The sequence below is a fragment of the Kitasatospora sp. NPDC006697 genome, from assembly GCF_042869935.1.
Taxonomy (GTDB): domain Bacteria; phylum Actinomycetota; class Actinomycetes; order Streptomycetales; family Streptomycetaceae; genus Kitasatospora.
This window is the reverse complement of the sequence record NZ_JBIAGU010000063.1, coordinates 1-10,289: the sequence shown is the minus strand read 5'-3', so window position 1 is coordinate 10,289 and position 10,289 is coordinate 1. Positions and strand designations below refer to the sequence as shown.

At 69.1% G+C, this 10,289-nt stretch carries 10 protein-coding genes and 1 pseudogene; 6 read left to right on the top strand and 5 right to left on the bottom strand.

The features are described 5' to 3' along the window. Positions 1-92 precede the first annotated feature (92 nt). Positions 93-500 (top strand): annotated as a pseudogene (locus tag ACFYNO_RS40970) (DUF4265 domain-containing protein); the annotation flags it as partial. Positions 501-529: 29 nt separating this feature from the next. Here ACFYNO_RS40970 and ACFYNO_RS40965 read toward each other — a convergent pair. The 4 genes from ACFYNO_RS40965 to ACFYNO_RS40950 all read right to left on the bottom strand — a co-directional run bounded on the left by ACFYNO_RS40965 (position 530) and on the right by ACFYNO_RS40950 (position 3,517). Continuing rightward, positions 530-949, bottom strand: coding sequence for an integrase (locus ACFYNO_RS40965; protein ID WP_388023840.1), 420 nt, complete (start codon positions 947-949; stop codon positions 530-532). Between the two features lie 55 nt (positions 950-1,004). Beyond that, positions 1,005-1,310, bottom strand: a complete 306-nt coding sequence (locus ACFYNO_RS40960; RefSeq protein WP_388023837.1) for a hypothetical protein — start codon at positions 1,308-1,310, stop codon at positions 1,005-1,007. A gap of 385 nt (positions 1,311-1,695) precedes the next feature. Next, complete coding sequence (locus ACFYNO_RS40955; protein ID WP_388023836.1) at positions 1,696-2,454, bottom strand: SDR family oxidoreductase; 759 nt, start codon at positions 2,452-2,454, stop codon at positions 1,696-1,698. 157 nt (positions 2,455-2,611) lie between these two features. Further along, complete coding sequence (locus ACFYNO_RS40950) at positions 2,612-3,517, bottom strand: AraC family transcriptional regulator (protein ID WP_072653206.1); 906 nt, start codon at positions 3,515-3,517, stop codon at positions 2,612-2,614. 150 nt (positions 3,518-3,667) lie between these two features. Between ACFYNO_RS40950 and ACFYNO_RS40945 the strand changes: the two genes are divergently transcribed. Continuing rightward, positions 3,668-3,985 (top strand): putative quinol monooxygenase, encoded by a 318-nt coding sequence (locus ACFYNO_RS40945; RefSeq protein ID WP_072653205.1) that lies wholly within the window; start codon positions 3,668-3,670, stop codon positions 3,983-3,985. A gap of 161 nt (positions 3,986-4,146) precedes the next feature. Then, entirely contained in the window at positions 4,147-5,061 is a 915-nt protein-coding gene (locus ACFYNO_RS40940; RefSeq protein ID WP_388023842.1) for an alpha/beta hydrolase, read from the top strand. Between the two features lie 1,612 nt (positions 5,062-6,673). On the opposite strand, the gene ACFYNO_RS40935 is transcribed toward ACFYNO_RS40940, so the two are convergent. Next, positions 6,674-6,895 carry a hypothetical protein gene (locus ACFYNO_RS40935; RefSeq protein ID WP_388023832.1) on the bottom strand — a complete coding sequence of 74 codons (222 nt, stop codon included), beginning with the start codon at positions 6,893-6,895 and terminating at the stop codon, positions 6,674-6,676. Positions 6,896-7,346: 451 nt separating this feature from the next. Between ACFYNO_RS40935 and ACFYNO_RS40930 the strand changes: the two genes are divergently transcribed. The 3 genes from ACFYNO_RS40930 (at position 7,347) to ACFYNO_RS40920 (ending at position 9,628) form a co-directional block, all read left to right on the top strand. Further along, positions 7,347-8,177 carry a hypothetical protein gene (locus ACFYNO_RS40930; RefSeq protein WP_388023831.1) on the top strand — a complete coding sequence of 277 codons (831 nt, stop codon included), beginning with the start codon at positions 7,347-7,349 and terminating at the stop codon, positions 8,175-8,177. Between the two features lie 161 nt (positions 8,178-8,338). Beyond that, positions 8,339-9,067, top strand: coding sequence for a hypothetical protein (locus ACFYNO_RS40925; protein ID WP_388023829.1), 729 nt, complete (start codon positions 8,339-8,341; stop codon positions 9,065-9,067). A gap of 291 nt (positions 9,068-9,358) precedes the next feature. After that, positions 9,359-9,628, top strand: a complete 270-nt coding sequence (locus ACFYNO_RS40920; RefSeq protein ID WP_388023826.1) for a hypothetical protein — start codon at positions 9,359-9,361, stop codon at positions 9,626-9,628. The last annotated feature ends 661 nt before the right edge of the window (positions 9,629-10,289 follow it).

Here is a 10,289-nt window from a genome sequence, read left to right as displayed (position 1 = left end):
ACCCGACTGACCGCCAGCCCGGACAGAATCGGGCAATACCTCCGCCCGAAACTCCTCGCGGCAGCCTAAATCGGTATCGAACACCCTCTCAGGACACCGAGGGACTGTGGGCTGCCTTGCGCAGCGAGGACACCGCGCGGGTGCAGAATGTCCCGCTGCTCCAGGAAGGGGTGGCCGAGGGCGATGTCGTCCGATTCACCACGGATGCCGAGGGCCGGCACTGGGCGGTGGAACGCGTGGAAGCCTCCGGCAACTGCACGATCCGAGTCCTTCCGGTGCCAACCGGACCGCTCGGCCCGAGCGCCCGAGCCGTGCACGAGCGCTTGTCGCCGTTCGAGCTGGGTGGCGAAGTTGTCAGTGACGAGTTCCCGCTGGTGGCATTCAACGTGCCGGCGAACTCGGACCTCGCAGGCATCAAGTCGCTGCTGGTTCATGGAGTGGCCGAGGGCTGGTGGCACTTCGAGACGGCGTGCGTCACCGACGATTGGCGCAATGCGTAGCGGTCCTCCTGCGCTGGGCGATGTGTTCATCAGCGCTCCCCGGGGATGATCGGCATGCCGAGGTCGACCGAGGCGCGGGGCCGGTTTCGGGCCAGGCGGTCGAGCGCGGCGAGCTTGTTGCGTGCGGCCTCGGCGCTGACTTGGAGACCTTGGACCTCGCCGAGCCAGCCGTTGGCGCGTGCTTCGTCGATGCGGTCAGTGAGGTTGCGGATGATCTCTTCCAGGCGCCGTCGCTGTGCCGGGTCGACCCGGAGCATCGGGCAGCGGATGCACGCGTGCTCATGCGCGCAGGGGGTGCCGTAGGGGCGCCCGCATGTTCCGAGCTCGACCTTGCGCAGTTCGAAGTGCTTTTGAAACTCGTCCCACTCCTCCTCGGTGGGCTCGCGGTATTCGGCAGCAGGCCGGTTCGCCCGGCGGGTGTCCAGATACGTCCGGTAGGAGCGGATCAAGTCGTCCTGGAAGACAGCTGATGGTGGAGTCGGGTATTGGAACTCCCTGAATGCCTCAGCCGGTACGGACCCACGCCGTGAAGTCGTCGGCGAGTCCGGGCGGGTTGGCCGCTTCGGTCCGGTGACCGAGCCATTCCTGCAGCTCGAAGAGCGTCATCGGCTCCTTGGCGTTGTAGAGCTGGCTGGCGATGGTGGACCGGGCTCGATGGCTGGTGATGTTGCCGCGGACGTCGGCGGTAGGGACGCCGGCCTTGCGGCAGAGCATCGGGATGATCGCCGTGTTGATGTAGTCCTTCGCAACCCGGCGGGCCCGGTGGGCGAACAGGAAGTCGGCGAACTCGTTGGTCTTGGTGTCGAGCATCGGTGGCTGAGCGGGCCGGGCGGCCTGCCATGCTAGCGGCAACGATAAGTGAGACGAGGCCGAAAGCAGCGGCTCACTTATCGTTGCGTCTGCCCAGCTCAGCACCGGCGCCACCGACAAAGATCAAATGAGACGGGACAGGAGAACAGGCCCCAGGGGCCGGCGGGTCGGTCGGCTGACCGACTCTGCCGTGATCGTTCTCAAGGTGGTGGCCACCAACTCGGCCCAGAACCCACCTTGGAATCAGGCTACCGAAGCCGCCGACTCCGGGGATCGGAAACAGGTACTTATGCGCTTCAGGACCGGCTGGAGTGTCCTGTGACCCGTGCGCGGGCGCGAGGTCGGCTCCTGGGTCCAGGGCGGCGTGACCGTGCCCGCCGGCTGATCACTTCGCCTGGGAGAGCAACACCGCGTCGGGGCCGGCGGGGAATCGCAACTGGCCGGTCGTGTCGTGCGCGGCTCGCCACACTGTCTCGGCGACGTCGCTCTCCCTGGTGAACAGGTCCTGCGCCGTGAAGTCGTCCATGGCCTTCTGCGCCCATGACGCGTAGGGCGCCGGGATCAGTTCGTCCAGCGGTGCCCCGTCCGCCGCCTTGGCCGCGTTGGCTGCGAAGTTCGTCGTCAGGCAGGCGCCCGGCTCGACCGTCTTCGCCTGGACGCCGAAGGGCGCGAGTTCGAGCGCGAGGGATGCGGTGAACCCTTCGACGGCCATCTTGCTCGCCTTGTAGACGGCTGTGAGCGGCATGTGCCCCAGCACCACGCTCGAGGTCACGTTGACCACCACCCCGGAGCCGCGCTCACGGAACCGGGGCAGCACCGCTTGGGTCACCGCCATCACGCCGAACGTGTTGGTTTCGAAGACTTCCCGTACCCGGGCCATGGGGGTGCCCTCGAACACGCCGATCGATGGGACGCCCGCGTTGTTGACCAGGACGTCGATGGGCCCGGCTGTCTGGAACGCCGCGGCGATGCTCTCGGGCCTGGTTACGTCGAGTTCGATGACGCGGAGCCGGTCCGACTCAGGAAGGACGTCTGGACGCGGCGTCCGCATCGTGGCGATGACGTTCCACCCCTGCGAGTGGAAGTAGCGGGCGGTCTCCCGCCCGTACCCGGATAAGGTACCAGTGATCAGAACCGTCTTCATGTTGTGCCCCTTTGCGTGTGGTGGGATCCATACGGGCGGGCAGGCATTTTCCTGCTCCACGGGAGAATCGGTAATCCCATTGAATCGCTCTGACCTGCGGAGACAGTAGAACTATTCTCGCTGTTCCTTGCACGATCCTCCGGAAGGGGTCATCAGCTCAGGACAGGAGACCTGCCGGCGCACGTACGGCCTGACGCAGGCGGGCGGCGTCCTGGCTGGGGGGCGCACCGAACTGGCGGCGGTACTCCCGGCTGAACTGCGACGGGTTGTCGTAGCCGACGCGGTGGCCGACTCCGGTGACGTCTCCGGGATGGGTGGCGAGCAGCAGCCGGGCCTCCTGGAGCCGGATCTGCTTCTGGAACTGGATGGGGCTCATCGCGGTCACGGCTTGGAAGTTGCGGTAGAAGGCGGAGACGCCCATGCCGGACTGCCGCGCCACGTCCTCGACCCGGAAGGGCTGCGCGTAGTGCTCGCGGATCCAGCGCACGGCCCGCGAGATGTGGCTGAGGCTGCTGTCGGCCAGGCCCAGCTGGCGAACCGTCGCACCCTGCTCGCCGGTGATCAGACGCCACAGGATCTCGCGCTTGACCAGCGGGGCCAGTACGGCCCGGTCGCGGGGCTCGTCGAGCAGGCGCAACAGCCGGACCACCGCGTCCAGCAGCGCGGCCGGAGCGTCACTGACGGCGATCCCCGACGGCGCGCCCCCGCTGTTCCGGGGGGCGTCTCCTGGCCCGGCCTCGAGCAGCAGCTCGGCAATGGCGGAGGGTTCCAGGACGAGGCCGAACCCCAGCGCGGGCTGCTTGGGGTCGGCCCGGGTGAACTGCCCTGTGACGGGCAGATCGACGGATGCGACCAGGTACTGCCCGGGTCCGTACTCGAACACCCTCTCACCTAGGGCGAGGCGTTTGGCGCCCTGCGCGATGACCGCCAGGAGCGTGCCGGACATCGAAGGCGCCGGCGGATCAGGGCGGTCGACCTTCGAGATGAGGACGCCGTCGACGGCGGTGGTCCAGTCGGGCCGCGCATGGCGGGCCAGCAGGGTGCGGAGTTCTTCGAGGTGCATGCGTCCATTGCAGCACCATTCCGCGCTGCTGTTCCCAAAGCCGCGAGGATCGTGCAAGTGCAAAAGAGTATCGGTCTAACGTTTCTGCAGTTCAACCCACTTGAATGGAATCACCGCACTCCATTCACTGAAGAGGAAGAGAAGGAATCCATGACTGCCGACTACGGCTTCGGCGCCACCCTGACTGCCAGGCCTGGTATGGGTGACCGGCTCGTCGACCTACTGCTGACCGGACTGAACGAGGGCAACCCCGGCGCGAGCGAATACTGCCTCGTCTACCTCGTCTCCCGCTCCGCGTCCGACCCCGACGTCGTCCACGTCGCCGAAGGCTGGACCAGTGAGGAGGACCACCACCGCGTCTTCGCCGGCAAGACCGCCCAGGCCATAGTGGCGCAGATCGACCCGCTGCTCGCCAAGGACTCCGAGTACACCGACCTTGTTCCGATCGGCGGCAAATCGGCCCTCTGACCCGCCGGACCGCCGGCACCCCACCCCCGGCCTCTGCCGCCTCGGCGCCCACCGAGGCGGCCCCCGTCCTCGCCCGACCGTCCTTCCACCACCCACGAGAGGCAACGACCGTGACAGCACGCCCCTCCCTCGACCCCGAACTGCGTGAACTCCTGGCCGACATGCCGCTGATGTCCGAGCTCAGCCCGCAAGCGCTGGCGCAGGTACGCCCCTTCGCCTCGATGCCCGTCGAACCGCTCCTCGAAGGTCGCGCCGTCGACCGGCGCGAGGCCACCGTTGCGAGTCCGGACGGCACCCCGATCTCCTTGTCCGTCTTCAGCCCCGCGAACAGCGATCGCACCGCTGCCGCACCCTGCGTCTACTGGATGCACGGCGGCGGGATGGTCATGGGCGACCGCTTCTCACAGATCGACATCCCCCTGGAGTGGCTCGACGAGTTCGGCGCCGTCGTGGTCTCCGTCGACTACCGGCTCGCGCCCGAGTCCACCGGCACCATCCCGGTCGACGACTGCTACCAGGGCTTGCTCTGGATCGCCGACCACGCCGCCGAACTGGGCATCGACCCCGCTCGGATCATCGTCGCAGGCGCCAGCGCGGGCGGCGGCCTCGCCGCCGGCGTCACCCTGCTGGCCCGCGACCTCGGCACCCCGACGATCGCCGCCCAAGTCCTGATCGGCCCCATGCTCGACCACCGCAACACCACCACCTCCAGCCTCCAGTACTCGAACGGGCCCGGCGTCTGGACCCGCGAGATGAACGGATTCGGATGGCGCTGCCTCCTCGGCGACCTCACCGACGACGAGGTACCCGCATACGTCTCACCCGCCCTGGCCGACGACCTCGCGGGCCTGCCGACCACCTACATCGACACCGGCTCCGCCGAAGTCTTCCGCGACGAGGACATCGCCTACGCCACCCGCATCTGGGCGGCCGGCGGCCAGGCCGAACTCCACGTCTGGGCAGGCGGCTTCCATGGATTCGACGCCCTGTACCCGCAGGCACACATCTCGTCCACAGCCCGTCGAACCCGCACCGACTGGCTCGCCCGGCTCCTGCCCACGAACCCCGCCGCATAGGTGAAGTCGACGAGTTTCGGTCGTACGCCTCAGCCTTGGCTGAGACCTCAGAACCTGCTGTCTCCAGGCGCGAGCAGGCTGGTGACCTCGGCGATCGCCTCCGCCGAGGGGTGGAAGTTCCTCGACGAGGCCGTGGCGGTGCGGCCAGGCGCGGTCCACGTAGGCGGTGCCGTTCCTCTGCAACACCAAGCAAGCTCAAGGAGCCCTCAGTCCCATCAGGATAGCCTGGCCCGACGGCTCTTCGCCGGGTAGAACTTGGCGTGCAGCACCCGCCCGGCCCGGACCGGCTGGAGTGCCCGCAGTGCGAACAGGACCGCACCGTCGAGGACTTGGGCCCGCTGGTGCTGCCCGTCCCCACCAATCGCGCCCGCCGAGTTCATCCAGTGCCCGAAGTCCGTTGGCCGGGCCGTCCTGGTGCCGCTTCGCCGCTGCTGGCGCTGGGCCGCTGGCCGGCGCGACCTGGTACGAGGTGGAAGCGGGCGGCGCCGCGCACCCGGCCCCGACGGCCAGGCCAGCTCCGGGTGGGCCGTCAGGACCAGGCGCTGCAGGGGCCGTGCGCGCGGGCGGTGGCGGCCCGCAGGGCGGTGGTGCGGACGACAGCCTGATCTACGACCCGACCGTGCCCGAGGCGGCTTCGGCACACTCGAGCCGGTCCAGCGTCCCGCCCGCCGGGTGGTGGTGTGGATTCGGGTTGGAATAGCCGGGGGACTTCCACTCCGTCAGCGAAGGCGACGGCGAAGTCCGCCTGCGCCCGGCCGGCGCTGGTGAGCCAGTCACGGGCCCGTGCGAGGGGGCCCCGGGAGACCTGGGCCTTGGGTCCGCAGCGCGGGTGCGGGCCATCGGCGTCCGGCGTGCGCGTCCTGCCGGTCCCGCAACGGTAGCGGCCTGGCCCTGCGGGAAGTGCCGGTCCGTCACCAAGTGGAGAGGTTCACCCGATCGGCCGCCCGCCACTGGCGCTACATCGTATCGGTCTGACCGCATGGCGTCATGTCGCATACGCACTGAGCGAACCGAAAGGCGCGAAGATGACGAAGAACCAGCACGACGTCGCCCTGCTGTGCGAGCGGCTGCCGGAACTGGCGGCCGCGGAGATCTACGACGACCTGACCGACCCCGACAGCGACCTCGACGAGGGGCAGGAAACCGACCTGCCCGACGGGCTGGCCGAACTGCGCCTCCTGGCAAGCACGACGGCAAGCCGATCGGCGTGGAGCTGGCGGTCGTCGCGGACGGCGTCACCGTCGCCTGGAACCGCCCCGCCCCGTGGCTGGCCGGCCTCATGGACGCCCACACCGCCCTCAAGGAGCACCGGGCCGAGCAGGCCGGCCACGACCGCACCCGCCAACAGCAGCACGCCCAGGACGAGACCGCCCGCCTGGCGCAGCTGCTCATCGCCGAGGGCCGTCTACGCCCGTACGGCCGGATGCCGTGCTTGGCGGGACGCTCCGCGTTCAGCTTCGTGTGCCTCGCCTTGGCAACAGCGGGGGTGCACGCGTGCGCCGTCACCGACCCGGAAGGCTGCCGCGGGCCTGCCGGGCGGCCGGACCCCGCTCGGTTAGGGGCTGGACCTGTCCCCGGGCCCGGCCGGTGCCGGCAGGCCCGCGGCAGCCGTTCAGCGGGGTGCGCTGGTTTCGCCGCCGGCCTCGACGGCGGCGAGCACGCGTCGGTGGTAGTCGGCGAGGGTGTGGCCGGTGGGCAGTGGGGCGGGGGTGCCATCGAGGGTGTACCACTCGTCGGCGCCGGTGTACTGGATGGCGACCCACGCCCGGTCGGCGGGGAAGCTGGTGGTGACGACGGTGAGGTCGCCGGTGATGGTGCCGACTTCGACGGTCATCACGCCGCCGGGGCCCGCGGTTACCCGGTCCTCGTACCGTTCACCGGTCCGGGAGCTGGCGGCTGCTCCATCTCCAGCTCCGGCCCCGGTTTCGGCGTCGGGGGTGGTCACTGGTCGCAGGTGTCGAGTATGTCGGCGAGGGCCTGCTTCTCATCGCTGGTGATGTTGAGCTGGTAGTGGCTTTTCACCTCGGCCCAGGCGCGGGAGTAGGTGCACCAGTAGGACTGCAGCGGGGGCTACCACTGGTCGGGGCTCTTGTCGCCCTTGGAGCGGTTGCTGGCGGCGGAGACCGCGACGAGCTGGGGCTCGGTCAGGTCGTTGGTTATCTATGGTTGTCAACCTGATCTCGCAGGTCAGTAGCAAGCTGGATGTTCTGGCACATGAGGCAAGAAGGCGGGGACAGTGCGGCAATTCGGTGGCGCTGGGTCCTGGTGCTGGCCATCCTGGGCGGATGGCCGATCGTGCGAACTTTGTCGTTGTCCGCGAAAGCGGTGAGTATGAGCTGTACCTCTCCCGGTTCGGGGCGGTGGGGATCGACCTCGACCTGCTGGAGGGGCCGGCGGAGGTGCTCTCGATGGTTCGGAACCTGGGGGTGGACGATCGGTGGCTGGACGACGTGCACTGCCAGGGGGCGGCGCTGATCGACCTCGGTCGGAAAGTGCTGATGCTGTTCGCCTGGGAGGGGCCGAGCACAGTGATGCGGTACCGGGCTGCGACCCTTCAGCTGTTGCGGGAGGCGTGGGCGGGGTGGGACGTGCGGTGGGTCTACGACGGTCCCGCGGATCTGCGGACGTATCTGGGTCTGGACCCAGAACAGGTCCGTGCTCGCGGACACGGCCCCGCTGTGGGCTCGCTGGTGGAGCCGGACGACGAGGAACTGGCCGACCCTGAGCCGATGGTCGCGGTGGTGACGGCCGGGACGGATCGCTGCTACGTAGTGGCCAACCACTCCGATCACCCGATCCGGGAGGGGGTCGCGCTGCTCGACCGGCTGGCGGAGGGCCCGGAGCACGGTGTGTGTCGGTTGTCGGCAGAGGCCGGGATTCACGTTGATCCGCTGCGGCGGCAGGTGGGCTGGTGGACGCTCGGGGCAGCGGCGGAGGCGTACGAGATGCCGCAACGATGGCCCGGTTGGACGGTGGAGTTTTGGCAGGACCGCTGGGAGGAGCACATCCGGGTGAGCACTGGACGGTTTGAGCCGCCGCCGGTCGACCGCGAGCGCGCGCTGGCGAAGGTCCGGACGGCGGCCGAACGGCGACGGGACATCCGGACGCGGCCATAGAGCCTGTCCGGCGAATCCTGCTGTCGGCGGTCTACCGGCGCTCTGTCCCTCAACACCTGCTTGAGGGACGCGCGGAGCCCCCCTGGCGGATCTGCCCCGCCGGAATGGAGGCTCCCGAAAATCGGGTGTCCTGGGGCTGACCGCAATGCGAGCATCGGCGGATGACCGACGATGAGGAGCTGGTCGCCGCAGACCTGGTCGGCAAGCGGCTGCTGCGGGTGACCACGGCCTGGCACCACTACGCTGAGGACAAGCCTTCACTGCTGCACCTGTGGCTGCACTTGGAGGGTCTGGGCCCGGTCCTGTTCCATACACCTGGGACAGGCCTGTCGCTGAGGACCGACCAGCCCCACGAGCCGTACTCAATGGGGCAAGATGGCCAGGTCACGGCCACAGACGACTCGCCGGACGTTCCGGTGGCCCGGTTCGTCGGTCAGACGATCCGGTCAGTGCGGGAGATCCGGTACCGGGACGCCCGCATCGGCTTCGCCGCAGGCCTCACGCTCCGGTTTCCCGGCGGAAGCATCCGTCTGCTCGCCCTTGACGACGATCTCCTCCTCGCTTGTGATCAGCACCTCGGCCCCGTCGAGGCAAGCCTGCACGAGGATGTGACCCTCGCTCGGGTCGTGCAGACCTGTCACGGCTTCCCGTCCCAGTGGGACGCGTGGACAACGGGCGGCCAGTACCTCTACCTGCGCTACCGGCACGGCGAGGGGACCGTCGAGCAGCACCCGAGCGAGGACACCGACACGTGGGACGGCGAGGGATCCAGGCTCTGGACGATGTGGGACGACGGGACCGGCGGTGGCATCATCGACCTCGCGGACTTCCTGGCCATGGCCGACCTGAGGCTCGCACCGGAGGCCGAGATCTCGGGCACGAACAGATGAGCGGCCAACCGTCCGCCCTGCGGGCTCGTGACTCCGGCACGGCTACGTGGGTCGAGCTGCCCTGTCTCGCATCATCTGCGTGATTCCAGCACGGGCTCCGGCCAGGTCGAGCTCGGTCTCTTCGAGCTTTGACTGGGTCTTCTTCAGCTCCTTGAGTGCGGGGACGAGGCCCAGTGGCTGTCCAGCGACCAGCTGGAGTACATCCGCTACCTCTGGGACGACCCCTACACCCAGCTCGCCATCGTCTTCGTAGGCGGCGAGGGCTGCTACCAGACCCTGCGCAAGGAGCCCATGCTCTCCTCCCGGATCTTCATCTGGCAGCGCCTGGCCCGCCTCACCCCGGAGGAGGTTCTGGACGTCATCCCGCTCTACCACCCCGTCTGGGCCGACGCCGACCCCGCCGACATCGCCTTCGCCGACCAGCACGCCGCTCACGGCAACTTCCGCAACTGGGCCCGCCTGACCGCCCACACCCACACGGCCCTCACTCGTACCGGCCGCGTCCGGGCCGACCAGGAAGTGCTCCGATGGGCCTTCAGCCGCCTGGGTCCGACAGGCTGAGGCGCCAGCGCCCCCGCCGGTCCGGCGCCCCGCGATTGGACCGGCTACGCACCCGCCCGCCACCATAGGCCCCGCACGGCCCCCTCGGCCAGATCCGCCGGGCGGGAGGCACGGGGGTGCCAAAGCCCGGATGCAGGGCAATAGGATGGTGCTGTTCCATGTGCGAGGCTGCTCCAACTCCATTTTAGAGAAGGCTAGTTGGCCGAATCCTGAGGCCCGATCTGGCAGGATTCCATCACGAGTTGAAAGTGATACATCCTTTCCGTATCCACGATCGGGCTCCGGGCAAGACAGTGCCCGGAGCCCGATCGGACCCGTCGGACCCACCTCCCAGGAGTGGTCTAGACCACTCCGGCCACCGCAGGAACGAGCCAGCGAAAGCGCCCCCGGCCACCCCCTTCCCAGTCAGCCCGCCCGGAGCGCAGCGGAGGGCGCACGGCCGCACCCGATCGGAGCGAAGCGGAGGAGAGGGCGGCCCGCGTGACCGAAGGTCACACGCCCTGGTGGAGCGAAGCGGAGCCAGGGCCCGGCCGTAGGCCGGCCGAGCCGCGAAGCGGCGAGGAGCGGGGCGAGCGAAGCGAGCCCCGCGGTCACGCGGAGCGGGACCAGCATCGCGCGAAGCGCGGTGCCCGGCACGGCCACGGAGCGAAGCGGAGCGGCC

Bases quoted from the DNA above. Each gene is read 5' to 3' on its own strand.
- ACFYNO_RS40950 (WP_072653206.1), bottom strand. From the start codon at position 3,517: ATGCACCTCGAAGAACTCCGCACCCTGCTGGCCCGCCATGCGCGGCCC.
- ACFYNO_RS40945 (WP_072653205.1), top strand. From the start codon at position 3,668: ATGACTGCCGACTACGGCTTCGGCGCCACCCTGACTGCCAGGCCTGGT.
- ACFYNO_RS40925 (WP_388023829.1), top strand. From the start codon at position 8,339: ATGACCGACGATGAGGAGCTGGTCGCCGCAGACCTGGTCGGCAAGCGG.
- ACFYNO_RS40935 (WP_388023832.1), bottom strand. From the start codon at position 6,895: ATGACCGTCGAAGTCGGCACCATCACCGGCGACCTCACCGTCGTCACC.
- ACFYNO_RS40940 (WP_388023842.1), top strand. From the start codon at position 4,147: ATGCCGCTGATGTCCGAGCTCAGCCCGCAAGCGCTGGCGCAGGTACGC.
- ACFYNO_RS40920 (WP_388023826.1), top strand. From the start codon at position 9,359: ATGCTCTCCTCCCGGATCTTCATCTGGCAGCGCCTGGCCCGCCTCACC.
- ACFYNO_RS40930 (WP_388023831.1), top strand. From the start codon at position 7,347: ATGGCCGATCGTGCGAACTTTGTCGTTGTCCGCGAAAGCGGTGAGTAT.
- ACFYNO_RS40960 (WP_388023837.1), bottom strand. From the start codon at position 1,310: ATGCTCGACACCAAGACCAACGAGTTCGCCGACTTCCTGTTCGCCCAC.
- ACFYNO_RS40955 (WP_388023836.1), bottom strand. From the start codon at position 2,454: ATGAAGACGGTTCTGATCACTGGTACCTTATCCGGGTACGGGCGGGAG.